General features: G+C 71.4%; 21 protein-coding genes and 1 pseudogene. 12 read left to right on the forward strand and 10 right to left on the reverse strand.

The genetic code is table 11. The features are described 5' to 3' along the window. Positions 1–373: 373 nt before the first annotated feature. The gene (locus ABZ865_RS33760; protein ID WP_361239012.1) at positions 374–1930 is read right to left on the reverse strand and encodes an esterase; all 1557 of its coding nucleotides are present in this window, start codon (positions 1928–1930) and stop codon (positions 374–376) included. Positions 1931–2222: 292 nt separating this feature from the next. Between ABZ865_RS33760 and ABZ865_RS33765 the strand changes: the two are divergent. From ABZ865_RS33765 to ABZ865_RS33775, 3 genes and pseudogenes are all read left to right on the forward strand, one after another. After that, positions 2223–2355 (forward strand): annotated as a pseudogene (locus tag ABZ865_RS33765) (IS5/IS1182 family transposase); the annotation flags it as partial. A 66-nt stretch (positions 2356–2421) separates the two neighbouring features. Continuing rightward, positions 2422–2823, forward strand: a complete 402-nt coding sequence (locus tag ABZ865_RS33770) for a hypothetical protein (RefSeq protein ID WP_361239014.1) — start codon at positions 2422–2424, stop codon at positions 2821–2823. A gap of 444 nt (positions 2824–3267) precedes the next feature. Further along, complete coding sequence (locus tag ABZ865_RS33775) at positions 3268–3636, forward strand: VOC family protein (RefSeq protein WP_361239016.1); 369 nt, start codon at positions 3268–3270, stop codon at positions 3634–3636. Between the two features lie 1005 nt (positions 3637–4641). Here ABZ865_RS33775 and ABZ865_RS33780 read toward each other — a convergent pair. Beyond that, positions 4642–5334: a lysophospholipid acyltransferase family protein gene (locus tag ABZ865_RS33780; RefSeq protein WP_361239018.1), complete on the reverse strand. Its 693-nt coding sequence runs from the start codon at positions 5332–5334 to the stop codon at positions 4642–4644. A 618-nt stretch (positions 5335–5952) separates the two neighbouring features. Here ABZ865_RS33780 and ABZ865_RS33785 point away from each other — a divergent pair. The 4 genes from ABZ865_RS33785 (at position 5953) to ABZ865_RS33800 (ending at position 11840) form a co-directional block, all read left to right on the forward strand. Continuing rightward, entirely contained in the window at positions 5953–6825 is an 873-nt protein-coding gene (locus tag ABZ865_RS33785; protein ID WP_361239019.1) for a DUF6424 family protein, read from the forward strand. A 384-nt stretch (positions 6826–7209) separates the two neighbouring features. Then, a complete protein-coding gene (locus ABZ865_RS33790) occupies positions 7210–9438 on the forward strand; it encodes an MMPL family transporter (protein ID WP_361239021.1) in 2229 nt (742 codons plus the stop codon). A gap of 465 nt (positions 9439–9903) precedes the next feature. Beyond that, on the forward strand, positions 9904–11172 hold the full coding sequence (locus tag ABZ865_RS33795) for a sensor histidine kinase (RefSeq protein ID WP_361239023.1): 1269 nt from the start codon (positions 9904–9906) through the stop codon (positions 11170–11172). Then, positions 11169–11840 carry a response regulator transcription factor gene (locus ABZ865_RS33800; RefSeq protein WP_361239025.1) on the forward strand — a complete coding sequence of 224 codons (672 nt, stop codon included), beginning with the start codon at positions 11169–11171 and terminating at the stop codon, positions 11838–11840. The genes ABZ865_RS33795 and ABZ865_RS33800 overlap by 4 nt, the downstream gene beginning before the upstream one ends. Positions 11841–11974: 134 nt before the next feature. On the opposite strand, the gene ABZ865_RS33805 is transcribed toward ABZ865_RS33800, so the two are convergent. Next, a complete protein-coding gene (locus tag ABZ865_RS33805) occupies positions 11975–13225 on the reverse strand; it encodes a serine hydrolase domain-containing protein (protein WP_361239027.1) in 1251 nt (416 codons plus the stop codon). Between the two features lie 329 nt (positions 13226–13554). On the opposite strand from ABZ865_RS33805, the gene ABZ865_RS33810 reads away from it, so the two are divergent. From ABZ865_RS33810 to ABZ865_RS33820, 3 genes are all read left to right on the forward strand, one after another. Next, positions 13555–14595 (forward strand): DJ-1/PfpI family protein, encoded by a 1041-nt coding sequence (locus ABZ865_RS33810; protein ID WP_361239029.1) that lies wholly within the window; start codon positions 13555–13557, stop codon positions 14593–14595. A 78-nt stretch (positions 14596–14673) separates the two neighbouring features. Continuing rightward, positions 14674–15693 (forward strand): GlxA family transcriptional regulator, encoded by a 1020-nt coding sequence (locus tag ABZ865_RS33815; RefSeq protein WP_361239031.1) that lies wholly within the window; start codon positions 14674–14676, stop codon positions 15691–15693. Between the two features lie 172 nt (positions 15694–15865). Then, positions 15866–16888: a sensor histidine kinase gene (locus ABZ865_RS33820; protein ID WP_361239033.1), complete on the forward strand. Its 1023-nt coding sequence runs from the start codon at positions 15866–15868 to the stop codon at positions 16886–16888. A gap of 608 nt (positions 16889–17496) precedes the next feature. Here the strand turns inward: ABZ865_RS33820 and ABZ865_RS33825 are convergent. The 6 genes from ABZ865_RS33825 to ABZ865_RS33850 all read right to left on the reverse strand — a co-directional run bounded on the left by ABZ865_RS33825 (position 17497) and on the right by ABZ865_RS33850 (position 22182). Continuing rightward, on the reverse strand, positions 17497–18156 hold the full coding sequence (locus tag ABZ865_RS33825) for a histidine phosphatase family protein (RefSeq protein ID WP_361239035.1): 660 nt from the start codon (positions 18154–18156) through the stop codon (positions 17497–17499). A 119-nt stretch (positions 18157–18275) separates the two neighbouring features. Next, the gene (locus ABZ865_RS33830; RefSeq protein WP_361239037.1) at positions 18276–18701 is read right to left on the reverse strand and encodes an OsmC family protein; all 426 of its coding nucleotides are present in this window, start codon (positions 18699–18701) and stop codon (positions 18276–18278) included. A 1-nt stretch (position 18702) separates the two neighbouring features. Then, positions 18703–19125 carry a universal stress protein gene (locus tag ABZ865_RS33835; RefSeq protein ID WP_361239039.1) on the reverse strand — a complete coding sequence of 141 codons (423 nt, stop codon included), beginning with the start codon at positions 19123–19125 and terminating at the stop codon, positions 18703–18705. Positions 19126–19154: 29 nt separating this feature from the next. After that, on the reverse strand, positions 19155–20462 hold the full coding sequence (locus ABZ865_RS33840) for a YbfB/YjiJ family MFS transporter (RefSeq protein ID WP_361239041.1): 1308 nt from the start codon (positions 20460–20462) through the stop codon (positions 19155–19157). A gap of 178 nt (positions 20463–20640) precedes the next feature. Next, a complete protein-coding gene (locus ABZ865_RS33845; RefSeq protein ID WP_361239043.1) occupies positions 20641–21432 on the reverse strand; it encodes an aquaporin in 792 nt (263 codons plus the stop codon). 252 nt (positions 21433–21684) lie between these two features. After that, on the reverse strand, positions 21685–22182 hold the full coding sequence (locus ABZ865_RS33850; protein WP_361239045.1) for an ATP-binding protein: 498 nt from the start codon (positions 22180–22182) through the stop codon (positions 21685–21687). A gap of 267 nt (positions 22183–22449) precedes the next feature. Here ABZ865_RS33850 and ABZ865_RS33855 point away from each other — a divergent pair, with 267 nt between their 5' ends. Together ABZ865_RS33855 and ABZ865_RS33860 are read left to right on the forward strand one after the other, a co-directional pair. Next, positions 22450–24495 (forward strand): AAA family ATPase, encoded by a 2046-nt coding sequence (locus tag ABZ865_RS33855; protein ID WP_361239047.1) that lies wholly within the window; start codon positions 22450–22452, stop codon positions 24493–24495. 445 nt (positions 24496–24940) lie between these two features. After that, the gene (locus tag ABZ865_RS33860) at positions 24941–26374 is read left to right on the forward strand and encodes a hypothetical protein (RefSeq protein WP_361239049.1); all 1434 of its coding nucleotides are present in this window, start codon (positions 24941–24943) and stop codon (positions 26372–26374) included. 13 nt (positions 26375–26387) lie between these two features. Here the strand turns inward: ABZ865_RS33860 and ABZ865_RS33865 are convergent, their stop codons facing one another. Continuing rightward, positions 26388–26603 (reverse strand): hypothetical protein, encoded by a 216-nt coding sequence (locus ABZ865_RS33865; RefSeq protein ID WP_361239051.1) that lies wholly within the window; start codon positions 26601–26603, stop codon positions 26388–26390.

Here is a 26603-nt window from a genome sequence, read left to right on the forward strand (position 1 = left end):
TCCTGGTCCCGTTCCTGCCCCGGGCCCACGTCACCCTGAACGGCCAGGACTCCCCCACCCTGCGGGCCTCGCTCAGCGGCGAGGCCCACGCGGGTGCAGCCACAGCCGCTGGGAACACCGCGGCGCTGTGACCATGGACAATTCCCCCGCCGCCGAGCCGCGAGTCGGCCTCAGCCGCCTGTACCAGGTTCGCTGCCACGGCCAGGGCACGCCGACCACGGACGGCACGATCGGGTTCGTACCAGTCGGGATGGCCCGGTGTCGAACCCCAGTCCACCGCGTCGATCTCATCCAGCACGGCCGGACCCTCGCACGCGGCAGCTACCCCTGTTCAAGCCCCAACGAGGCTTTGAAAGTTGTTCTGTTGGCAGTCTCAGTCGTCGATGGCCGCCCCGTACAGCGCGTCCGTCGGCAGGCCGCCGAACGCGCTCGGGCCGTAGCTCCAGGAGCCGGAGGTGGTCAGGCCCGAACTGCCCGCGGAGAACACCCAGACGTAGCCGTCGTTCGTGTTCTCGCCGGGCGCCGAGGCGAGCAGGCCGAAGCGGCCGTCGTCGTTCGGGTCGGTGAAGGAGACCTGGCCACCGAACTTGTCGCCCTTCTCGACGGTGCCCGGGACGTTCGCGGTGCCCTGGTTCACGGACAGTGCGCCCGTGGACGTCATGCCCTTGACCGAGCCGCGCAGGACCGTGACGGCGCCCGCGTCCGCGACGCTGCCGATGTCCTCGCCCGCGACACCGATCGCCACGTCCCCGTATCCGTCGCCGTTGCTGTCGCCGACGGAGAGGTCGGTGCCGAAGCCGTCGCCCCGCTCGCTCGTGCCCGGCACGCCAGCCGAGTTCTGGGTCCACCACACGGGAGGGGTGCCCGGCCCCTCCTGGCCGGCGGGCCCGTCCGCGCTGCCGTAGTAGACGCCGACCATGCCGCCGGTCATGCTCGCGCCGCCGTCGTCCGGGCTGTGCGGCTCGCCGGTGACCAGGTCGTCGTAGCCGTCACGGTTGATGTCGCCGGACGCGACGACCGGGCCGCCGCGCACCGCAGTGATCGGCAGCGGCTCCTCGTTCGACGCCGTGCCGGGCAGGATGAACGACCAGCCGTACCCCGGCTCGTCGCCCAGGCTGGTGCCGGAGACGATCAGGTCGGCGAAGCCGTTGTTGTCGTAGTCGCCCGTGGTCATCGACTTGGGCTGGATGCCCGGCGGGTCGTCGGCGGAGGCCCGGCTGAGCGTCTGGCGCGGGGGCGAGGTGAGCGTGGTGCGCGACTTCTGCACCGGCCGCCGCGCCTGCGAGTCCGCGCTCTTGGCGGTGGGCTGGGGGGCGGACTCGAAGCCGTAGACCGTCACGCCGAACGAGTCCATGACGGCGAGCAGGTCGCCCGGGGTGGTGTCGCCGAAGTGGGCCGCGGCGAGCCCGGCGCCGAACCTGCCGCCCGTGGTGAGGTCGAGGTCGTCGGCCTGCAGCCAGTCGCTGGCCGAGCCGGTGAGGCCGTTGGGCGTGCCCCACAGGACGACCGCGCCGCCCGCGTCGGCGACGGCGCCGAGGTCCTCGCCGGGGATGCCGATGATCGCGTCGTCGTAGCCGTCGCCGTCGAGGTCGCCGGTGGCCAGCGACGTGCCGAAGCCGTCACCGGTCTCGGCGGCGCCGGGGACGCCGGTGGTGTTCTGGCTGAAGGCCTTGCCTCTGGTCGTGCCGATGCCCTTGGGGCCTCCATACTGCACGGTCACCATGCCCGCGCCCTTGTGCCCGCCGACCGCCGCCCTGGGGCCGCCGACGAGCACGTCGTCGTATCCGTCGCCGTTGAAGTCGGTGTTGCGGTCGTTGGCGTGTGTTCCGCCGGGGATTCCGGCGTAGGCGCTCGGAGCGGTCACGATGACCGCGCCGGTCACGAGGAGAAATGATGCCGCCGCGACGGCGGCCGAGCGGTGCTTGCGCATGAGCGGCTCCTTGGCTCAGATACGACCGGCTGGCTCGGGGGCGCGGGGGGTGTCCGGACAGGTCCCGTTCCTGTGTCCGGCACCGTGTTTGACACCGCATACGGAGGAAGGGTTGTACGGGAGACATGTCTGTTTCGCGGAAGAAGATCACCTCTTCGCCCGAAGACGATGCTTCGATCCGGGCACCCGGGGCGACGACAGACACACGCGTGAAAGGACGGAGCCTCACGCCGTGACTTCGTCCTTCGACGTTTGACCGGTACTGCGCGGACGGCGGCGACACCGCAGTGGCTGGGTCGTCGAGCGAACGATGTCCTGGCTGAACGGGTGCCGCCGGCTACCCCGCGGCTGCGAGCCGCAGGGCCGAGCACTTCCTGGCCTTCGTCGGCCTGGCCAGTGCCCTGATCGGCTGCCGACGCTTCACCTGGTCACGACATACTCCTGTCCTGATGAGATGGCCAGGTAGCGGGGCGTGCGTCGGAGGTGCAGGGATGCGCGTGACATGGACAGCGACGGCACTGGAGTCGCCGGGACGGCACTCCGCCGTCGAGAGGGATTCGGACGTCGGGGGGCTGGCAGATCACTTCAACGAACTGCGCTCTCGCGGCCAGGGGTACCTCGAAGTCCGACGGTCCGGCAGCGAGTTCCCCCGGCTGACCCTTGGCTTTCAAGGTGATCAAGCGGTCATTCATCTGTTCGACGATGCTGAAACGTCATCCCTGCTCGTCGGGGACGGCACCGCCGCGGCTGCCGTGGTCGACGTCCCGGTCATGGATGACCTGGCTGCATTCAGTGGCGACTTCGTCCTGACTGTCACTCACGCATGGACCCTCGTGGGCAACTTCATCCAGACAGGGGTACCTGGCGAACTGGGCGAATGGTGCGAGTTGTAACCACGGCACAATCGTGAATCGAGACACCGTCTCACTGCCCCCGGAAACTGTCGACAAGCGTGTCCTTGGAGATCAACGAAGCCGGCTCGGGCTCACTCCCACGCCTTCCCAGGCCGCGGCTGAGCAGCACGCAGATCCAGCCTGCACTCAAGCGGGCCGGCCGCAAGCGCGGCATCCGAGGCCGACGCAGGCCGAATCCGCGAGGTCTGGCTCACGCCGGCTACCTGTCGGCCTTCGCGGCCCCAACGGATCCTGGCGCCAAGGCCCACTACCGATGCCGACGCGACGCCCACAGAGACTGGCACGCGGCCGCTCTGCGTGACCTCGTCTACCGGATGCCCGGCCGGCTCCATCGCTGCCTACCGCAGCACGAGCATTTCACCGATGAGTTCACCGTCCTCGAACGGTCTACCCAGCGACACGACCGTTCTCGACAGGAGTGCCATGTCCACCATCCAGCCAGTGATCCTGACTGCCGACCACGACGCCCTGCTCGGCTTCTATACGAAATTGTTCGGCGCCGAGGAGATCTTCCGGGTGCCGGCTGAAGGCCCGGTCTTCTACCTCGGCTTGCGCATCGGTGACACCGACCTCGGGCTGGTGGCCAAGGCGAACCCGGGGACCGGGGCAGCGCCGCGGATCCTGCTCAGCATCGGTGTCGACGACGTCGACGAGACGCTCGGCCGGGTGGAGGCGCTGGGCGGCTCGGTCAGCAGCGGCCCCAACGACATGCCGTGGGGACAGCGCGTCGCCCACATCCAGGACCCCGACGGCAACCCGGTGAACCTCACCCAGCCGATCCCGGCCGGGTGACGCAGTTCCGCGGTGCTTGTGCCGGTCGTTGGCTACCTGCGGTAGGAGTCGGTAGTCGGTAGTGGCTTCGAGTCGTCAGCACGAGCAAGGCGCACAGGAGGTGGGTGGCACGGGCGGGGGCCAGTTGTGTCAAGGCTCCTCCTTCCGGTCGGCGACGGCACCACAGCGCGGCTGATGCGGGACCACATCCGTGGACTGTTCGGCCCTGTCGGCCGCAAAAACGGCCAGCAGCTCGCCGATTACGCCGGCCATGACACCCCACACCGCGGCGATCAGTCTCAGGTTCCACGGGTGGTGATGAGCCGCACCTCCCCTGCCTCCGCGACAAGGTCGACCGTGCCGAGCACTCCGGGCAGCCTGAGCTTCGCCACTGCGCGCACCGTGGCCGCCAGCCGCTCGCGCGTGCCCTCCGGTGCAGCAGGGCGCGGTCGATGCGCAGCGTGCGGAGCGCGGGCTCGCGGATCGATCCGGGAGCAGCGCGTGTCAGGTGCCGTGGTGCGAGGCCCACGACCAGGCGTGGGCGGCTCGGCGGTCGGCGGGGCGGTGGTCCGGGCGGCGTGGGTGAGACCGACGGGCTCTCCGAGGCCGTCACGGAGGGCGTGCCATCGGCCGTGGGCGGGACGACGGTCGGGAAGGTGGATGGTGAAGTGGCCTATGGATTGGTTGAGTTGATCGCCAATGGCGCTGAAGTCGGCACCGACGTCGGCGTGTCGTGCGGATGGGCCCGCCACGGCCGTCGCCCCGCAGGCGACGACCACGAGCGCATCACCCGACAGGAATCACCACTGCCTGGGAGGCCGTCACCGGCAAACAGCGAGAGAACCCCATTGCCTCTCTGCGGTCGCGGTTGCGGCACGTGGACGTCGGCGAGGCGATCGCCACCGCCACCAACCCGGGCATCCGGCTCATCATCTGCCTGGCCGCCGTCCGCGCGGCACGGCCGAAGAGTATCCGCACCATGCAACTGGAGGATGGGACATCGGCAACCCCGAGGGCGGCGGAACCTCAACTCCGCTGCCCCTTCGCCTGTCCGGCCTTCACGTCGGCCGCGTACCGGTCCACGTATTCCTGGCCCGACAGCTGCAAGATCGCGTATGTGATCTCGTCGGTGACGGCCCGCAGCACTGCCTTGTGGTGCTCCATCCCTGTGAAGCGCGAGAAGTCCAGCGGTTCCCCGAAACGGATCACGACCGGCCGCAGCCTCGGCAGGACACGCCCCCGGGGCCGGATCCCGAACGTCCCCACCATCGCGCACGGAATCACCGGAACCTGCGCGGCCAGCGCCATCACCGCCACCCCGACCTTGCCCTTGTACAGTCGGCCGTCGGGGGAACGCGTGCCCTCCGGATAGATCGCGAGCAGTTCTCCCTTCGCCAGTACTCCGAGCCCCTCCTGGATCGCCGCCTGCGCCGCGGTTCTGCCCGACCTGTCGATCGAAATCTGCCCGGCACCGCGGAGAACGAGCGCGGTCAGTCGGCCCGTGAGGCCCGGCGCTGTGAAGTACTCCACCTTGGCCAGGAACGTGATGCGCCGTTCCAGGACCGCGGGCATGAGCAGGGGGTCCACGAAGGACAGGTGATTCCCGGCAACGATCGCCGCGCCCTTGGCCGGAACGTGCTCGAGCCCCTCAGCGCGCGGCCGGAACAGCAGCCGTAGCAACGGCCCCAGAAGGACGTACTTGAGCACGTAATAGAACACGGCCGGCTCCCGACTCCTGCCTGGGCAGCGCCCGCCGGGGGACCCGACACGCGCACAGGTCGGCGTGGGCGCGCAGGGCGAGCCTGCATCTTGTACATGCGGCCGCGAAGGGCGCCCTCGGTATCTGCGGGGCCGGGAAAGGCCGCCCGCATGTGCCCCCGCACCCGTGACAGATCGGCTCCCAGTCGGAATTCCATGGCCGCGCGCACCCGGAGTTCGAGTCGACGGCGGCACTATTGGCCAAGCCGTCACTCATGTTATGGGATTTCCGGCAGGTATTGACGGTTCGTGCCCGCGAAAGGCCGCGGCCACGGGAGTTCTCGGGCTCCAATTTGAGGGTAATTTCCCAAGTGAACGCCTGCAACTCGCGCCGATGCGTGGCCTCGTTGCCTTGGTCTCCCAATCGTCCGTGCACCAACGAGCCACTTTCCGCCGTCTTTCGACAGCGGACCTGCTCTCCTGCAGCCCGTCGTGCACCCGGCCGTCTCCGGTCCCGTACCTGACGGTGCCTCTCCTCGAGTCGCGACCGACCGATCCGAGGCGGACGATTGAACCGGGGGGAGATTCCGCCGCGTGAGCCGGTGGCCAGCCCGTGGGGCCGGTCCGAGGAGGTAAGGCATGGCCCACACCGAACTCCGGCCGGGCGGCATCGAATCGGAGAACCATCCGTGGAAGATCCGCCTCGTCGAACACCCGAAACGATTTGAGTCCGCGCAGTTCCGCGCCGCCAAGAAGACGGCACACGAGATCCTTCGCGAGATGGAGGACGCGGACCTGCCCTACGGGCCCAGGCCCGTCGATCCTGGACCGAACGGTTCCGAGCACTGGGAGATGCACCACGGCGGCAGCCTGTGGGTCAAGGGATCCGGCGGCTGGCGGATGTACCGCGCCCGGGTCGGCATCGAGTGGAGCATGCAGTTCTGTGCCGACCCCGAGAAGGTGGACCGGCTCCGGCAGGAGGCCGCCGAACTGGTCGACGCCTTTCCGCTCACCCTGCCCGCCCTCTCGGAACTGGGTTACGGGCGCGCCGAGGATCTGCTGCGCACGCCGATCAAGGACGCCGACGGCGTCGAGGCGTGGACCGACTCACTGTTCAATTCATGCGTGCCTCTGAGTCACGGGAACCACCAGGGGATCCTTCCCAGCGTGCCTGGTGAACACCATTATCCCTGGCCGGTGAAGGGCGCGGACTTCGTCCGGTACGACGACTTCCAGCTGTGGGTGACCCTGCCGGACGGCACCCATGGTGCGGTCGCGCCGGTGGACCGCCGCGGCTCCGGCGACGGGCACGTCCGCCTGGCCTTCGTCCCCGAAGGCAGCGAAGCCGCAGCCACGGTCGCAGAGGCGCAGGACCTCGGCCTGATGGCCGTTCTGCCGGCGAACAGCTCGGTGGCGCTGCAGGCCTTCGCCCAGCAGGTCCCTCCCGGCCGCCGCACCGCCTCCGGACCGTTGACCCACTCAGCACCGCCCGGCCGCCGTAGCTCCGGATAGAAGGGTAGGACGGGTACGCCTCGGGCCGCCGTCGGCTGCCCGGACGGCACCGGCTAACCGGCGGGCGCGACCCCGCCCATGTGGTCAGGCTGATGGACGTGCTGGACGCGGACGGTGCGGCAACTCGTCCACTACGACCCCCGGCGTCGGGCCCATGTCGGCGGCGACCACCCACGGGCCGGCCGTTGGCTCTCCCGCGTGTCGGCCGGGACCGTGTCGGTCTCGTGGATGACTTCGCATGCAGCTCATTCCCACGGCTGAGCCCAAAGCTCGTCGTGAGTGCGGAAGGACTGGGTGCCTGGGCGCCCAAGACTGGACGAGTGCCCTGACCAGCGGGGCATTTGCCTTTCCTGAGCACATCGACTGCGAGCGGAGCACAGCCGCGTGGCTACATTTCTCTACAGAGTGGGCAGATTCGCCTTCCGGCACCGGTACGGCGTGGCCGTGGCCTGGGTCGCACTCCTCGTCCTGGCCGGCCTCGGGGCGTCCGCGGCGACGCCTCCCACCCCGAGCTCGTTCTCCATGCCGGGGACGGAGGCCCAGCGGGCCGTCGATCTGCTCAAGGAGCGCTTTCCCGGTGCCGCGGCCGACGGCGCGACGGCCCGCGTGGTCTTCAAGGCGCCGGGCGGCCGCAAGGTCACCGAACCAGGCACCCGAGCGGCCATCGAGAAGACCCTGTCCGCGGTCAGACACAGCTCGCCCCAAGTGGCCGATGTCGCCGACCCGTTCCGAGCCGGCACCGTGAGCGAGGACCGATCCACCGCCTTTGCGCCGGTCACCTACCGGGCCCAAGCGGCCACCTTGAGCGAGACGGCCAAGGACACCCTGCTCAGCACGGTGCAGAAGGCGCGTACCGGTGGACTGACCGTCGAGGTCGGCGGCAGTGCCGTACAGCAGGACGAGGGGGACTCAGGGGCGGAGATCGTGGGTGTCGCGATCGCTGCGGTGGTCCTGGTCCTCACCTTCGGGTCGCTGGTGGCCGCCGGTCTGCCCCTGCTCACCGCGCTCCTGGGTGTGGGCATCGGCGTCTCCACGATCAGCGCGCTCGCCCACACCCTCGACCTCGGCGACACCACCTCCACCCTGGCGATGATGCTGGGCCTGGCGGTCGGCATCGACTACGCGTTGTTCATCGTCACTCGCTACCGGACCGAACTGGCCGAGGGGCGGGACAGGGAGGAGGCCGCCGGCCGGGCCACGGGCACAGCGGGCTCGGCGGTCGTGTTCGCCGGCCTCACGGTGGTGATCGCCCTGGCGGCCCTGTCCGTGGTGGGTATCCCCGTGCTGACGAAAATGGGGCTGGCGGCGGCCGGTACGGTCGCCCTCGCCGTGATCGTCGCGCTCACCCTGCTCCCGGCGCTGCTGGCGATCGCGGGCAAGCGGATAGTCGGCCGACGGGGCCGCCGGGCACCCGCGAAGCGGGCTGGTGGTCGGTCGACCGTAGGCGCCCGCTGGGCGCGGTTCGTGCTGCGGCGGCCGGTGTCGGTGCTGGTCGCATCGGTCATCGGCCTCGGCGCCCTCGCCGTACCGGCCGCGTCCCTGAAGCTCGGCCTGCCCGACGAGGGTGCGATGCCGGCCGCCAGCACACAGCGCAAGGCCTACGATCTGATCTCCGAAGGATTCGGACCCGGGGTCAACGGCCCCCTGACGGTGGTCGTCGACGCCCACCGCAGCCACCACGCCGACGCGGCGGCACGGCAGGTCAGGTCCACGGTGCGAGGCATGGACGGTGTGGCCGCCGTAGGGAGGGCCACCTTCAACCCGGCCCACGACACCGCGGTGATCACAGTCGTACCGAGCACCAAGCCGGGCAGCGTCAAGACCGAGAACCTCGTGCACAGAATTCGGGACGCGGGGGCGGACTTGAGCGACGCCACGGGTGCCCCGCTCCTCGTCACAGGACAGACGGGTATGAAGGTCGACTTCTCCGCCAAGATCAACGGGGCCCTGCTGCCCTATCTGGGCATCACGGTCGGCCTGGCGTTCCTGCTGTTGATGCTGGTGTTCCGGTCCGTTCTGGTCCCGCTCAAGGCGGCCCTCGGGTTCCTGTTGTCCATCGGATCGGCACTCGGCGCGGTCGTCGCCGTCTTCCAGTGGGGCTGGCTGGCCGACGCGCTGGGCGTGGAGCAGACCGGGCCGATCGTGAGCACCATGCCGATCTTCATGGTGGGCATCGTGTTCGGTCTTGCCATGGACTACGAGGTCTTCCTGGTCACGCGGATGCGCGAGGCCCATGCGGCGGGGCAGACATCACGGCAGGCGATCGTCACCGGCTTCCACCACGGCGGACGCGTGGTGACCGCGGCCGCGGTGATCATGACGGCCGTCTTCGGCAGCTTCATCGCCTCAGGCGAGGACTCGGTCAAGATGATCGGTCTCGGCCTCGCCGTCGCCGTACTGCTCGACGCCTTCGTCGTCCGCATGGCGATCGTGCCCGCGGTGCTGGCGCTCCTCGGCGACGCGGCCTGGTGGCTGCCGAGGTGGCTGCGCAGGGTTCTGCCCGATGTCGATGTCGAAGGCCGCAAGCTGCACGGCGCACGCGAAAGCGCCGGACCCGCGATGGCGACGTTCCTTCCGGAACAGGACCGGCACGCCGCGTCCGTCCGCGGGTGACGCGAGTCCGTCGGCGCGTGGCAACTGAGCCCGGCTCCCTCAGCGAGGGAGCCGGGCTCGGTCTGTTCCGGGAAGCGGCCGCGCATGGCGCATCCCGCTCGGGCCGCTCATCGTTCGTGCCGTGGCCGTCAAGCGTTACTGCCTGGTGCCGATCGCCTCGACGGGACGCGTGCGCAGCACGGCCCGTGCCGGAACCAGTGCCGCCACTGCCGCGAGCGCCGCCGTTCCCACCATGCCCGGACGGATCGCCGATTCCCCGGCCGTGCCGGTGACACGGCGGATCGGCTGCCGGAGCGAGCCGGCGCGCGGGCATCGGCCGGTGGACGGAGCACACGCTGGTCGCGGCCGGCGCGAACCGCGGTGGCGCTCCTCATCCGGGATGACAGCCACAAGGACGAGGCAGCCGCTCCGGGCTCGCTCTCGCGGCAGAGGGCGTGTGGACGAAGCGCGTCTACGGTGACATACATGACCTATCTCGACTCGATCGCGCGGCGCCGCGTGCCGCAGGCCGTCGTCGACATGGTCCTGGCCCTGCTCGTCATGGTCGGGGGGCTGGCCGTCCCCGAGCAGCCCGCGGGCGGGCCACCCCTGAGCCATCCCGACACATGGCGACTGGTGCTCGCGCTGCTGTCGGGACTCCCGCTGGCCGTCCACCGCAAGTGGCCGCTGGCCGTGCTGCTATCCGTCGCCGCGGCCGTCGGCGCCATGCAGGCCTGCCACTATGTTCCGCCGCCGGTGGGACCGGCAGGCACCTCGATCGGGGTGCCCTACCTGGGCGTCGCCGTTGCCACCTTCCTGACCGCCGTACGGTCCTCGCGCCGCGTCGCCACGATCGTCGTCACGGCCGTGATTCCCGCTGTCGCCGTCGCCGAGGCGCTGATCGAGCCCGGCTTCCGCACGGCCAATGCCGTCACCACGATGATCCTGCTAATCGCGGCCTGGGCGCTGGGCCGGCTGTCCGGGGCCCGTAAGGCGCTGGCTCAGGACGCGGTGGAGAAGGCCGCCGCCCTGGAGCGGGAACAGGATGCGAACGCCCGCGCAGCCGTGGCTCAGGAGCGTGCTCGTATCGCCCGTGAACTCCACGACATCGTGGCCCACAACGTCAGCCTCATGGTCGTGCAGACCATTGCCGCGGACCGCGTGCAGGACCGCGACGCGGCCAAGGCCCACGAACTGCACCACATCATCGAACAGACGGGCCGGGCGGCCGTGGGAGAGCTGCGACAGTTGCTGCACGTGCTGCGGACGGACGAGAACGAGGACGGTGCCCCGGGCCGGCAGCTGCCGCAGCCCACGCTGCGGGAGATCCCCCGGCTGGTGGCGTCGGTACGCACGGCCGGGCTCGACGTCGACTTCACGTCCAGGGGCGAGCCCGCGCAGTTGCCCGCCGGCTCCGAGCTCGCCGTCTACCGTGTCGCCCAGGAAGCCCTGACCAACACGCTCAAGCACGCGGGTCACACCCGCGCGCGCCTCAGCCTCGACTGGGGGACGGACCGGTCCCTGACCGTGCGCGTGTGCGACGAGGGCCGACGGCCGGGCACCATCCTGCCGACGCCCAGAGCGGCGGTCAGAGGCGCCGGTCACGGACTGGTGGGCATGCGGGAGCGCATCGCCGCCATCGGTGGCGCCTTGCACACCGGACCGCGTCCGGACGGCGGATTCTGCGTTCACGCCACCGTTCCGGTGCCCGCCGGGAGCGAGTGTGGCACGACTGAAGGAGAACAGGGTCCATGACCGCCATCCGCGTGCTTCTCGTCGACGATCAGCCCATGATCCGGACCGGCTTCCGGCTCATCCTCGAAGCCGAACCCGACATGATCGTCGTAGGGGAGGCAGGGGACGGACAGGCCGGCGTCGACAGCACACGTGCGCTTCAGCCCGATGTCGTGCTGATGGACATCCGCATGCCGTGCCTGGACGGTGTCGACGCGACCCGGCTCATCGTCGAATCGGGTTCAGCCAGTCGCGTCATCATTCTCACCACGTTCGACCTCGACGAACACGTGCACGACGCCCTGCGGGCGGGCGCGAGCGGCTTCCTCGTCAAGGACGGCCCCGCCGACTCCCTGGTGGACGCGATCCGGACGGTCGCCCGGGGCGACGCGGTGATCTCGCCGCGGGTCACCCGCAGACTCCTCGACCGCTTCTCCCGCCTCGCCGACCACGCCCCGCCCGCCGTTCCACCGACCCTCGACGCGCTGACCGCCCGGGAACTGGACGTGCTGCGCGCACTCAGCCGGGGGCTGTCGAACGCCGAGGTCGCTCGGCAACTGCACGTCAGCGAGGCCACCGTGAAGACGCATGTCGCGCACATCCTCGACAAGTACCAGCTGCGCGACCGGGTGCAGGCGGTCATCCTCGCCTACGACACCGGCCTGGTCCGCCCGGCGGCAGGCTCCTGACCGTCGGGCCGGGACATGTGAGGGCGTCACCTCTTCGCCCGAATCACACGTCGGTCTCCGCCCGAGTCACACGTCAGCCGGGCCGCCGCCCTGTGAGGGCGGCGGCCCGGCTGACGCGCGCTGCTCGTGGGCGGTTACCCGTGCGCCGGGCCAGCGGGCTTGAGGGTGTACACGTTCTTCGGAGTCACGATGCTCGTGACGGCCTGAGCGAACTTCGTGCCCAGCGCATCACCCTGGAAGTCGATGTCACTGGTGGTGTGCACGACGAGCGTGGCCCTGGCCGCGGGCAGACGTACTACCACCGTCTGGTAGCCGGGCAGCGATCCGTTGTGCCCGATCCACCCGTGGACGTCGAACACTCCCAGGCCGTAGCCCACGCCCTGAAGACCCGTCGGCTTCATCGTGAGCCGCTCGGCCTGGGTGGCCGGGGACAGCAGTGTCCCCTCGGCGAGCGTGGCTGCCCAGGACCGCATGTCGTCCAGGTTCGAGATCATCGCCCCGGACGGGCCACCCAGCGGGTTCCGGTCCGTCGCGTCCTCGATCGAGCCGTCCGCCGTCTGGTCGGTGTACCCGCGGGCGTGCGGCGCCGGGAACTCGGTGCCCTGCGGCATGAACGTGTGCTTCAGGTGAGCCGGCTTCAGCACGTGCTCGGCCACGTAACGGTCGAACGGCTGCCCGGTCACCTTCTGCACCACCATCGACAGAAGGACGGTGTTGGTGTTGCTGTACTGGTACTTGCCGCCCGCCGCGAAGGCGACCGGATGCCTGAAGGAGTAGGCGAGCATCTCGGCCGTGGTGAACACGCGGCGGGGGTCGGTCAGATAGTCCTTGCCGAAGTCGGGATCGAGGAGGTAGTTGAACAGACCGCTGCGCATTTCGGCGAGGTGACGCAGCGTGATGTGGTCGCCGTTCGGGACGCCGGACACATAGCGCGAGATCGGATCCTCCAGGCTCACCTGCTTCTGATCGACCAGACGCAGCAGCGCGGTGACCGTGAAGGTCTTGGTGACACTGCCGATGCGCATGTTGAACCCCGGCGACATGGGCGCGTTCGTCGTCTTGTCAGCGGTTCCGAAGGCCCTTACGTAGCTGCCGTTTCCCGGCGCCCACAGGCCCACCGTGACACCCGGCGTCTTCGTCGTCCTGAGCACGTTCCGGATGGCGTTGTCGAGCTGGGCGCGCACCTCCGGCGTCAGTTTGCGCATCACCGGCTCGGCCGGGAAGGAGTGGTGCCGCTCCGACGGGCGAGGGGCCCATCCGTCGGCGTGCGCACCCTGCCCCACCCCGAGGACAGCCCCTGCGACGAGAGTCGCCCCGATCGTCGCGGCCACCCGACGGCGGACCCTGCGACGAGCGCGGTCGGTGATCCATGAACTGTGCGGCATGCTGCTGCACCCTTTCAACGCGCCGGACGGCCCTTTTGGCCGCCCGGTTCCTGTTCTCATCGTGGTGTCGTCCCCAGAGCCGTTCCTCTGCCTCGCGAGCGGTTTCGCGCCTCCGCCGCAGGGGTGAGGAGCCGCCGCCGTATCCCTCCTGCGGATCAGCAGGTGACGCGGCCGGCCCCGGCCCGACCCGCATCACCGGCAGCAGGTCGCGGCCCCGGCCCGGCTCGATTCACCGGCGGCGGGACGCGGGCACGTGGCGGCCCGATCCGAGGGTCACCTGTCCTGGTGACCTGTGGTGGCCTGCGCGCCCCGACGCGACCATGAACGGCATGAGCACGTCGAACGACCGCGCCGCCACGGCACATGCGCGCCCACCCCACACCGTGGTGATGGTCCTCTTCGACGGGGTCGCGGCCCTGGACGTCACGGGGCCGCTGGATGTGTGGGCGGCCGCCAATCGGCACGGCGGCCGGTACCGCATCGTCACCGTCTCTCCCGGCGGCAAGGAGGTCACCACCACCTCGGGCCTGGGCCTCACGGCCGACATGGCCCTGGAGGAGTTCACCGGCCGCGTCGGGACCCTCGTCGTGCCCGGCCGCCCCGACTGGTGGGCGGCGGTCTCGGACTGCGACCTGGTCAGCCACCTCGCGCGGCTGGCACGCTCCGCCCGGCGGGTCAGCGCGGTCTGTGCCGGAGCCTTTCCGCTCGCGGCGACCGGGCTGCTCGACGGACGCCTGGCCGTCACCCACTGGCAACTGGTCGACGACCTCGCCGCCCGCTACCCCGCGGTACGGGTGGACCGTGAGTCGATCTTCGTGCGGGACGGGCGGTACGTCACGTCCGCCGGTGTCACCTCGGGAATCGACATGACCCTCTCCCTGGTGGAGGAGGACTTGGGGCCGGAGGCGGCCCGGGCGGTGGCGAGATTCCTGGTGGTCTTCATGGCAAGGCCCGGCGGCCAGTCCCAGTTCAGCGTGCGCATGCAGGCCCGCTACCGCAGCAGCGCCGCCGTGCGCACCGTGCTGGATGCGGTGACCGCCGAACCGGGTGCGGACCACAGCCTGTCCGCGCTCGCGGCACGGGCCGGCGTCAGCGTGCGCCACCTGACCCGGCTGGTCCGCAAGGAGGCCGACACGACGGTCACCCGGTTCGTCGAGCAGATCCGCCTCGAAGCCGCACGGGGACTGCTGGAAACCGGAACGGACCCTCTCGACCTCGTCGCCCGGAGAAGCGGTTTCGGTTCCGCCGAGACCATGCGCCGCGCCTTCGTGCGGGCATTCGACATGACCCCCGGCGCCTATCGGGCGCGTTTCCGGATCCGTCGGCCGGCCCGTCGCCCCGTACCCGGCGAGCCAGCCACGGACGGCTGATCCGGTACGACGCGAACGCCGGGCCGCGACCGCCTCGCCCCCCTTGCCCCGAGGGGACAGCGGACGGACGCTGTGGTCATGGAAGGTCGGACGGAGCGGAGTCGGCCGCACCCGGTGGTGATGGTGCTCTTCGACGGCGTCCAGCTGCTGGACGTCACCGGCCCCCTGGAGGTCTACGCCTCGGCCAACGATCACGGCGCCGACTACCGGCTGCTCACCGCCTCCTGCAGCGGGAGGGAGGTGCACACCACGGCCGGGGCCAGGCTCGCCGCGGACACGGCCCTCGAAGAGGTCTCCGGCCGGATCGGCACCCTGATCGTCCCCGGTCGGTTCGACTGGCGGGCGGCGGTGGCCGATCGCGAGCTCATCGCCGGGATCAGCCGTCTGCTGCGGCCCTCACGCAGGGTCGCCTCGGTGTGCGCCGGCGCGTTCCCGCTCGCCGCCACCGGAGCGCTCGACGGACGCCGGGCGGCCACGCACTGGTGCCTCGCGGCGGAACTCGCGGAGAACTTCCCCGCGATCGACGTCGACCGGGACTCGATCTTCGTCCGGGACGGCAAGACCATCACCTCGGCAGGTGTCACCTCCGGCATCGATCTCACCCTCTCCCTGGTCGAGGAGGACTTCGGGCCCGAGGTGGCACGCGCGGCGGCGAAGTATCTGGTCGTCTTCATGGCGCGCCCCGGAGGCCAGTCGCAGTTCAGCGTCCGCCAAGCGGCGCGCCAGCCCCGGCACGAGACGCTACGGGCGGCTCTGGACGCGGTCACCGCCGACCCGGCCAGCGACCACAGCCTGGACGCCCTGGCCCGCCGGACCGGCATGAGCGTGCGGCAGCTCACCCGCCTCTTCCGCGCCGAAATCGGCACGACCGCCACCCACTTCGTGGAGCAGATCAGGATCGAGGCGGCCCAGACGCTGCTCGAGTCCGGCACCGACCCACTGGACGTCGTGGCCCGGCGCTCCGGCTTCGGCTCCGAGGAGACCCTGCGACGCGCCTTCCAGCGCGGACTCGGTGTCACCCCTGGTGCCTACCGTGCGCGGTTCCGCACCACACGCACCGCCCACACCGCGGAGCGCATGGCCGGCGCCGGCGGCTGACAGGCAGGACGGCCGCGCGCATCCGGCCGTGATTCCCTCGGATCCGGCAGAGATGTGTCCGTCCGGAAATGCGGGGGATTCTCCGAGGCTTTTCCCGAACGGCGCCGAGCGGTGCGACACGTTGCCCGGAACTGGACCGGGAAGAGCTCCGGCGCGGGAAGGAACTGTCTCCATGACCCACACCATGGCGGACTCCTCGACGGACTCCATGACCGGCTCCATGACGGACTCCATGACTGGCTCCGTGACGGACTCCATGACGGGCGAGACCATGGGCCGGGCGGTGCCCGCGCGATGGCGCGTGCGCCCTCCCGCCGTCGCCGCACTGCTCGCCCTGTCTCTCGTGAGCGCCGCCGCCACCGTGCTCATGCTGTCCCGGCCGCTCGGGGACGCCACTGCGTCCACGGGCCTGATCGCGACGGTCGTGGGCGCGCTGGCGTTCGGGTGGGTCATGGGATGCCCGCAGCGGGTGCGCCGGGCCACGGCGGCGAGGACGCCCCAGTACGCCTCCGACACGGAACGGGAGCAGCGGGCGAGGACACGCACCGCCGTCGCGGAGGAGCGCGCCCGGATCGCCCGAGAGCTGCACGACATCGTGGCCCACAACGTCAGCCTCATCGTCATCCAGGCCGCCGCCGCGGGGCGGATCCGGGAGAGCGACCCCGGCAGGATCCGCGAACTGCACGCCACCATCGAGGAGACGGGCCGGGCCACCGTCGTCGAACTCCGCCGTCTGCTGGAGGTGCTGCGCGCCGAGGAGGAGACCGGGGCGGAGGGGAGGCGGGATCGTGGGATCGCGGACATCCCTCGCCTGCTGGGCGCCGTGCGCGAGGCCGGGCTGCGCGTGCGGTGGACGTCGTTCGGCACCCCCCGGCCGGTTCCGGCCGGAACCGGACTCACCGCCTACCGGGTCGTACAGGAGGCCCTGACCAACAGCCTCAAGCACGCGGGGCTCACCCGCGCGGACGTCGTACTGGAATGGCGGGACGACCTGTTGACCGTGACGGTGCGCGACGACGGACGGCCCTCCGGTGCCGCGACGACCGTACTGCCGGCCGGCGGGAGACACGGCTTGGTCGGCATGCGCGAGCGCGTCGCCGCCCTGGGGGGCACCCTGCACACCGGCCCACGTCCCGAAGGAGGCTTCCTCGTCCGCGCTGCGCTGCCCCTGGAGCGGCACGGCGCGAAGGGATGACTCACGACAGGACACCACGGCGGCGCCGTCCTCCGGTCCTCACCCTCGGGAGCGAACCGGCGAATCCGCGCTGACCCCGATGCCGGCGGGCCGGGAACGGCGAAGGCTGGGACAGGTGAGCGGCCCACACCCCCGCGTGCCACAGGATTCACCGACCGACCCGGAGGAAACCCGTGAGCCGAACTCGACATCGCCGGCGTTCCGCCCTGACGTCCGCGTCGAGCAGGCAGCAAGCATCACGGTGGACGCGGCCGGACTCGCCTTCATCGACGCGGCGGGGCTTCCGCGTGGCATCCGCGAGTGTCGCGGTACGCCGCGTCGTCACGCTGCCGGGCCGGGAGACCGGCTGTTCGGCGAGTGAATGCCCGCCCGCACCGCGCCGACCAGCCTGAATCACCCCTCGTCGTCCGTGGCAAGGTGCGCTCCGCGGACCGCCCTTCGAACAGGGCACGGCCCAGCCAGGCACCGGTCGAACGAGGCGTCCACCGTGCCGGATCGGCCAGTCGGCAGAGCAACTCGCCGACTTCCCCCAGGCGTTCACCCATCTCACAAGCGAGTCGGGAACCACCGGCCCCAGTGACGCCCGTCGAACGAGCCAGGCTCCTGCCTCAAGGTCGGCTCTCGGCCGGAGAGAACGGGTCCGGGCGCGTCTGCGGCGCAGGAACGGGGAGCACGTCGAAGGCCGGGCTGAAGTTCCATCCCAGCAGACTGGGCCTGGCGTCGTACATCGCGAGACGCCCGATGGAGGCGGTCCGCAGGGCCAGGTGCGCGCCCGCGCCGGCGGGCAGGCCGAGCCACCGGGCAGTCAGGATACGGATGAGGTTGCCGTGGGTCACCAGCACCACGTCCCTGCCGCCGGCCAGCAGACGTCGGGCGCAGTCGAGGACGTAGTCCGCCCGCGCGGTGACCTCCGGCAGGCACTCGCCCGTGCACGGTCCCGACCGGAGCGCGCTGTCCCACACGTCGTGGCGGCACGGCGCCGCCGCACAGCCGTCGTCGACGGTGTGGCCGTCGGGGAGCCGGTAGCTCCACTCCCGGAGATCCGCGCTGAAGCCGGCCTCCAGCCCCGCGAGCATCGCCGTACGGCGGGTTCGCAGCGCCGGACTGCACAGCACGTGCGCGTCGCGGTGGACCGCGAGGTGCGGGCGCAGGAGCGCGGCCTCGCTCTCGCCCGCGGGCGTCAGTGTGGGGTCGTCCTGCCCGGTGTAGTACCTGCGGGACCGGTTCCACGCCGTCTCCGCGTGCCGGACGAGGACGATCTGGCGCATGGTGCGCGTCGCCTTTCCAGGGTGCGGCCGGGGCGGCCTCTCCGGGGCGGGGGCCGCCTGCCGCTGCTTCTTGCTTCTTGCTTCTTGCTTCTTGCTTCTTGCTTCTTGCTTCTGCGCCGTTACTTCTGCTTCTGCACGGTGTCCGCCGATTCGGCGGTGTGCCCACTGTTCTCCACGGGCACGGTGGTGATCGGCACCGGCGAGCTCAGCAGCCGGTTGACGGGACAGCGCTCGGCCACGGACATGAGCCTGTGCCACTGGTCGTCGTCGAGATCCCCCTCCAGGGAGATCTCCCGGACGACGGCCGGACCGTCGAACCGCAGCCGTACCCGGACGTCGCGCAGCGGCCACGCATGACGGTCCGCGTACATCCGCAGGGTCATCGAGGTGCACGTCCCCAGGCCGGCGAGAACGAACTCGAAGGGATTCGGTCCCGCGTCGCCGCCGTACGGGGCCGGCTCGTCGGCGACCAGTCGGTGCGAGCCGACGGCGACCGAGCGGGTCATGCCCGCCCGCTCGGTGACCAGCACGTCGCGGGTGGGCATGTCAGCTCCTTCCAGGAGCAAGGAGTACGGCGGTCTCGCTGGTGCGGGCGATGGCGTCACTGACGCTCGGCGCGAACCAGGACGCGAGGCGGCCACGGTGGTGCGGGCTGACGACGATCAGATCGGCGCCGAAGCGCTCCGCGGCCTGCTCGACGGCGGGTGCCACATCGGACACCAGACCGTCGAGCAGCTCGCCGTCGGCCTCGACGCCGGCCTGCCGCAGGGCGGACACGGCGCCTTGCAGGGTCCGGTGCGCGGTCGGGTCGTCCTCCAGTGGGACCACGGTGTCGTAGACCACGTCGGAGGTGTCGATGTGCAGGACCCGTACGGTCGCGCCGGTCAGCGAGGCGAGTTCGGCGGTGGTTTCGACGGCACTGTGACAGGCATCGGTACCGTCGACGGCGACCAGGATGCGGTGGAACATGGCGGGGACTCCTCGGAGCTGTGGGCCGGTCAGCGCTCGACGGCGGACCGGTCGGCGGGAACGGGGAGGGGGGCCGTGGCGTCCTGGTGCCGGTGCTCGACGGCACCGCGCTCGCGCTGGACGAGGGCGACCGCGGCGGAGACGGCCAGCAGGACCACGGAGAGCCACAGGCCCTTGGCGATGCCGCCGGAGGAGTCCGACAGCAGGCCGGAGACCAGCGGACCGACCGCCTGGCCGACGCTGAAGGCGACGGTCAGCAGGGCGATGCCGGAGGTCCAGGCGTGCTGGGGCAGCATCCGGCGGGCGAGCACGGTGACGGCGGTGGGCCCGGCCATGAACGAGCCGCCGAAGACGACCGCCGAGACGATCGCGGCGACCGTGCCGTGCCACAGCAGCACCGGCAGCACACCGACCAGGACGACGACGGACACCAGCGCCGGCGCCGTGCCGCCGCGCAGCCGGCCGATGAGCCGGCCCCACACGAGCAGGGTCGCGGCCGCGGAGGCCGCCCCCAGCACGATGAAGAACGTCGCTGTGCCCCAGGTCTTCATGCCCTGGCTGTGCAGCAAGGCGATGACGAAGGTCATGTACGACACGTAGCCGGCGCCGAACAGCACGTACCAGGCGAACGTCGGTGCGAGCACCTTCAGACCGGCCTTGCCACGCTGGGCGGCCGCCGCGCCGGTCGCCTCGGGCACATGGCGCGAGGCCCAGACCGCGGGGGCGACGGCGACGAGCGCGAGGACGCCCATCAGCAGCCATCCGGCCTGCCAGCCGGACACACCCCAGGCCGTGAGCGCCGCGGGCACCACGACGCCGGAGAGGACCACACCGATGCCCACGCCCGCCATGTAGACGGCTACGAGTGCCGCGGAGCGGGACTGCTGACCGCCGTTGTGGACGCGGGAAGCGAGCGCCGAGCCGACCACGAAGGTGACCGCGGTGCTCAGACCGCCGACGAACCGCAGGACGGCGAGTCCGGCGAGGTCCCCGGTGGACGCCGAGGCCAGCAGGGCCGCGGCGCTGATCACCATGGACCACACGAACGCCGCCCGGGCGCCGAAGCGGCGGGACCACCACGCCGCGGTGGCGGCGCCGATGATGTAGCCCAGGGCGTTGGCGGTGTTCATGCCTCCGGCGGAGGCGTAGCTCCAGTGCAGCTTCTCGCGCATGGCGGGCAGCAGCAGGGCGTAGGCGAACCGGGTGAAGCCCAGCGCGACCACGGGACCGGCGGCCAGACCCAGCGCGACCAGGAACTCCGGCCGAGACTTCGCCACCGGGGAGGGCGCGGAGTTCATCGCGGGCCCCCGGGGGTTCAGGGGAGTCGTGTCGGACATCGCAGAAAGCCTTTCTCGGATGCTTCGGATCCTTCGGGGTTCGCACGCGGGGACCGGGGTCGGCTCCCGCGCGCACGTCCGGTACCAACCGCCCTGCCGTGGGCGACGATGGCGGGTGGACGGGCCATGGATCCCACGGATCCGGCCACCGGCTGTGGGCCACGGCGCGGGGACGCCGCTACGACTCCGCCGCGGTCAGGCGGACCGGGACGTGACAGGAATGCCGCTCGCACAGGGGGCAGGGCAGCGGCAATGCCGTCCGCACCCGGGACCGCACCAGGGCGAATGCCCCGGCACCGACGAGCGGTGCCGTCAGATACACCCACAGCCAGGTGACGTCCCCCGCGAACAGTGCCGGGCCGAACTGCCGGGCCGGATTGAAGCTGCCGCCGGCCCCTTGGCCGACCAGCAGGATCAGCCCGGCGACCACACCGGCAACGACGACGGGCACCGGGAGGACCGGCCGAGGCCGGGTCGCGACGAGGACCACGGCGGCGAGCATCATGGCCGTGGCCGCGGCCTCCGCGGCGAAGACCAGGCTCCAGGGCACACCGTCGGCCGCCCTGACGGTGGCGTAGCCGACCTTCCGAGTCGCCGCCCGCTCGCCCCACAGCAGGCGTCCTGCCGCCACACCGGCCGCCGATCCCGCGAGTTGGGCCAAGACGTAGGCCACCGCATCACGCCCGGAAAGGGCGCGCAGCAGCCAGAAGGCCAGCGTGACGGCCGGGTTGAGGTGGCCACCGGAGCGCCGCCCGAAGGGAGAGGCGACCAGCAGGCCCACGGTGCCGCCGCTCACCAGAGCGTCGATCGCGAGCCTGCCCCCTGCCGCGGGGAGCGCGTGGGCCACCGAACTGTCCGTGCCGTAGAGCACCCGGAACAACGCGACCATCACGAACAGCAGGATCGCCGTGGCGGCAAACTCGCTGAACCACTCGGGCCAAGGAAGGCGGCGCCCACCGCTCGTGCTCACAGGGTCCTCCGGACAGGCAGCATGGGTACGGGTGTTCCGACCGGGCTGGAGTTCCCGGTCCGCCCGGTCGGAAGACCCGTCGACCAGGGTCCGAGTAGGTCTTGCACACGACTTGCACGGGCGGCCGTACCCGCGACGACCGGCGTCAGCCCGTGCCCTCTCGCCAACCGTGCCGAGGCGTGCGGACCCGGTGAGCACGAGGGGGCGGTCGTGCTCCGACGGTGCGCCGTCGTCCACTGCCTGGCCTCCGGATCATGGATCCGGCAGCCGCAGCACCACATCCACGCGCCACCCGCAGGGGCCCCGGCTGAACACGGCGGATTGAGCGAGGGAGCGGACGATCGGCAGTCCCCGGCCGTGTTCGTCCGGGCCGCCGTCACCGGAACGACGCCGCTCGCGCCGGGGCCGGCCGGAGTCACGCACCGTCAGGTGCGGGCCGCCGTCGCGGCTGGTCAGCCGGATCGCCATCTCGGAGCGGCCGTGACGGGCGGCGTTGCCGGCCAGTTCGCCGACCACCAGCTCGGCTGCGGCCCGGGCGTCCGCGTCGAGTCCCCAGTACGTGACGATGTCCGCGACGCAGTGACGGGCGGTCCGTACGCTGGGCGGTTCGGCGGGCAGCGCCAGCACGGCCGTCCGGACCGTTGTGGGAGGGGGCTGCGCCGCAGGTCCGGTGGGAGTCACGTAGTACGAGCCGAGGCCGGTCGCCAGCGGTCTGAGGATCCTGTGCTCTGAGGCGTGCGTGGAAGACATCGTGGGGACCCTTCGGAGGACTCGGCGGACGGTGGATCCGCTGGACCCTCGTGCAACCGCTGCCGGCGCGGGAGCCGTGGCTTGTCGACGGGCCCCGTTCCCCACGTTTCCGGACATCGGTCGCCGCGTGGATCCCGGGGCGGCGACGCCGCACGGTGGCCGGAACCGAGGGAGACCCGTCCCGAGCGTCACTGGTACGGGGCCGACCGCCCGGGTGACGGTGAGACGCGGGCGTGACCGCCACCCGCCCCGCAAGGAGCCGCCACCATGCCCTCGCCCACGCCTTCGCCGTCGCCTTCGCCCCGCCGTCCGTGCGGCCGTGACATCCGGCTGCACCTGATCGGCCCGCTCACCGTCGTCGGACCGTCGCTGTCGGAGCCGCTTCCGGACGTCCCCCGCGGACGAGCCGCCACACTGCTGGGACTTCTGGCCGCCCGCCGCAACCGGATCGTCGGCATCCCCACCATCATCGACGCCCTCTGGCCCGACGAGGCCCCGCCCAGCGCGGTGCAGACCGTCGCGGCCCTGATCAGCAGGCTGCGCAGGCTGGTCGGCCGGTGCCTGGAGCGTGTGGGCGCCGGCTACCGGCTGGACACCACCGGCTGGCGCGTCGACCTGGACGAGGCCACGCGCCTCGTGGCCACCGCCGAACGTCACTTGGCGAGGGGAGAACCGGCCCTCGGTGACGTCACGGCGCGGCGCGCGCTGGACCTGCTCACGGCCGGAGAGGCCGCGGAGGGGCTGCCGCAGGCACCGTGGACCGAGGACCTCGAACGCGAGGTGGACCTGCTGCTGCACCGAGCCCGGCACGCCGCCTGGTCGGCAGCGGCACGCCTGGGAGACCACCGGCAGTCGGCCGAGGCCGCAGCAGCGGCCCTGCGCGCCGATCCCTACGACGAGATGGCGTGCCGTGCCCTGATCGGCGCCCAGGTCGCGCTCGGCTCGCCGGGTGCCGCGCTGCTGACGTTCGACGCGCTGCGCCGCAGACTCCGTACGGAACTCGGTACGGACCCCGACCCCCGCACCACAGCCCTGTACCAGGCCGTGCTCGGCAACCGGCCCACCGGGACCCAGGAGCGGGGTCAAGCACTTCCCGCCTCCACGGGCGGAGTCCCCGGCGCACTCGTCGGGCGTGCGGACGAACTCGAACGGCTGCACAGGACCTGGCGCGGGGCGGTCACCGGCCGGCGGACAGTCGTGCTGGTCCAGGGCTCCGCAGGCATGGGCAGAACGGCCCTGCTCGCGGAGTTCGCCCGGCACGCCGAGCGGCACGGCGCCGCGGTCGTCCAGGTGCACTGCGCGGAATCCGCGCACCTCCCCGGCGGCATGGCATTGGCCCGAGCCGTGGCCCGGTACTGCGGCACGGCTCGCCCCCGGGACGTCCGAGAGGCCGCCGCAGGCCTGGAACAGCCATTGCGAGAACGCATTCCGGAGCTGCACACACTGCTGGACCCGGTGGACGCACCGGCGCGGGCCACTTTCGGGCCGTCCGCCTCCAGGCCGTCCGGCACCGGGCCGTCCGGCACCGGGCCCGACGCCACGGCGGCCTTCCTCCTGCGGACGGCCGCCCGACGGCCGTTGCTGCTGACGGTCGACGACGCGCACCTCGCGGACCGGGCCACCTTGGCGGCACTTCGTCAGCTGTACGCGGCTGCCTCCGGTCACCGGCTTCTGCTCGTCGCAGCGGTGGGGGACGAGGGTGCACCCGAGGGCCTGCTTCCGGTCATCCGGAAGGCCGACCACCTGACGATGGGTCCGCTGCCGGTGCCTGCGGTCGCGGAACTGGCCGCCCGCCACGGCCTCCCGGCCGTCGCGCCGGACCTGCTCCGCCTCACGGGCGGGCGTCCCGCGCTGCTCGTCGAAGCGCTTGCCGCCGCGATGCGCGGGGCTGCGCTCCCCGCCGGCCTGCCGGACGGACTGCCGGACGGCCTGGCCCGGGTGGCCCGTGACCTCGTTCACCGCCTGGGCCGGCCGGTCGCCGACCTGTTGCGGCAGGCCGCGCTCATCGGCCCACGGTTCCGCTTCGACGAGGTGGTGCACATCAGCGGCCTTTCCGGCCGTGAGGTCGCCCTCCGCCTGGAACGTGCGTTGCGCGCCGATGTGCTCCAGGCGGAGGGGAAGACGCTGTTCTTCGCCGGTGACGCGCTGCACACGGCCCTGGCCGCCTCCGTTCCCGCGGCACTGCGCGCCGCATTGACGGAGCATCACCGGGTGCGGCAGGCCGGGCGGGCCGGTCCTCTGCGCGGAGGACGTCCCGTCGCGGACGCGCGCCCGCGGCGCCGGGTCCCGCGCTGCGGATGCCGCCCGCGGTGAACCGGCGCAATCGCCGGCCGCGGCTCCTCGCCTGCGCGGTGGCGCGGGCGGATCGCGTTGCGCCGGAGGCAGTCCACCCGGGGCGGCCGCGTGCCGTCGCCCGTGCCGTGCCCGGTCACCGGATGGCCTTCGGATGCTTCGCAGCTCCCATGGGCTCTGGTCGCCGCAGGCGGCCCTTCCTGGTCACACCGGCAATACCGGGCCGGCCCTTCGCTGTCACCCGTCCAGCCGCATTCCTCGCCGGGCCTGGTGGGACAGCACACAGGCCACGCGCAAGTGCGACCGCCGTTTACGCGCCGCCACTGCCCATCGCATGCGGTCCCACCCGCTTCTGTTCGAATTGACACCGGGCAACCGGGCCCTCGTACTGAACGTGGGGCTCTTGGTTCAGAGCCTCCCCGGGGGGATCCCAAACCCGCTCTCTCTCCCCGCTCATGGAGCCTCAATGACGGTGCAGCAACAGCAAGCCATGATCCCGACAGTACTGGTGTACGAGGACGACCCCGGATTCCCTCCGCGGGTGAACATGCCCGTACCGCATCCCGTTCCCCAGCTCGACACACAACCCTTCCCGACGGCCATCGCGGACGCCGCGCCGCACCCGAACGGCGCAGGGCCGGGCACCGAGGCGTTCCGCTACTGGGTGGCGGCCGACGCTCTCAGCAGGGCCAGCCGGACCTGGGGTCCGCTGGTTCCGACCGGAACCCAGTGGCATCCGACAGTCGGTCGGGCCCTCACCGCGCACCTCAACGCGGGAACCGACCTCAACGCCTTCTACGACCGTAAAGGCCTGTGGTTCTTCCGCAGCACGGTGGCAGGTGTCACGGTCGCCGCGTGCGAAAGCCCCGAGGTCGTCGCGCACGAGACAGGTCACGCGATCCTCGACGCGCTGCGTCCCCAGCTGTTCAACGCCGCGAGTGCGGAGACGGCCGCCCTGCACGAAGCCTACGGCGACATCAGCGCGCTGCTGACCTCTCTCCACCTGGAACCGCTGCGGACCGCGGTGCTGGCCGAGACCCAGAGCAACCTCGAACTGTCCTCGCGGGTGTCGAGGATGGCCGAGCAACTGGGCGCTGCGATCCGGCAGGGTCACCCGAGCGCGGTGGACCCGGACTGCCTGCGCAACATGTCGAACGACTTCTTCTACATCGACCCGGTCCAGCTGCCGCCCAACGGACCCGCGAGCATGCTCTCCAGTGAGCCGCACTCGTTCTCCCGGGTGTTCAGCGGCGCATTCCTGAAGATCGTCGCCGGGATCTTCCGGCAGCAGGACCTGCAGGACCAGGCCGGTCTGGGCAGGGCGGCGGAGATCGCGGGACAGCTGCTGGTGGACGCCGTCGTGGCCGCGCCCGTGGTGTCCGCCTACTACGCGCAGGTCGCGGGCCACATGATCGCCGCTGACCTGCGCCGCAACGGCGGCAAGTACGGTCTGGCCCTGCGCTCGGCGTTCATCCGCCACGGCATCCTCTCCTTGGAGGCCGCCGCAGCCATCACCGAGCCGGCGGTGGCACGCCGAGCCGCCGGAATGGCCGAGGCGACGCCGGGCGGTGGTGAGCAGGAGGGACTGTCGGCCATTACCATCCAGGGGGCGACGTACGGCGTCACGCAGCCCGTCACCCTCGCCGCCCCCGCGGAGGAACGACGCTTCGGCATCGCGAGCTCCGATCCCGCCGGCGGCTCGCTGCGGCCCGCCGACCCCGAACGGGTGGCCACGTCGTACCTCGAGGACCTCTTCCGCCGCGGCCGCGTCTACGTACCCGAGGAGCACCGCTCCGAAGCGGCGTTCGTCGACGTCAGCCCCTCGCGGCTCAAGACGCACGAGATCACGCGGGGCACGAACGGCGACGGCCTCACTCTGGTCCGGCGGTGCTTCGACTGACCGATCGGCGTCATCAGCGGTGAAAGCGCAGACGGCGGACGGTGAGCCGTCCGTCGTCCTCGCGCTTGATGACGTGCGTCGTCCTCGGCGTCGGCTCCTCCCCCTCGTACACCGCCTCACCCCGCGCCAGCAGGTCACTGATGAACTTCTCGGTCGCTCGGCGCTCGGTGTCATCGCTCTGTCCGCCTTCACCCGCGCTCTTCTGGTCTTCGTGACCATCCGTGCTCAT

This window comes from Streptomyces sp. NPDC047085 (assembly GCF_040643735.1).
Classification (GTDB): Bacteria; Actinomycetota; Actinomycetes; order Streptomycetales; family Streptomycetaceae; genus Streptomyces.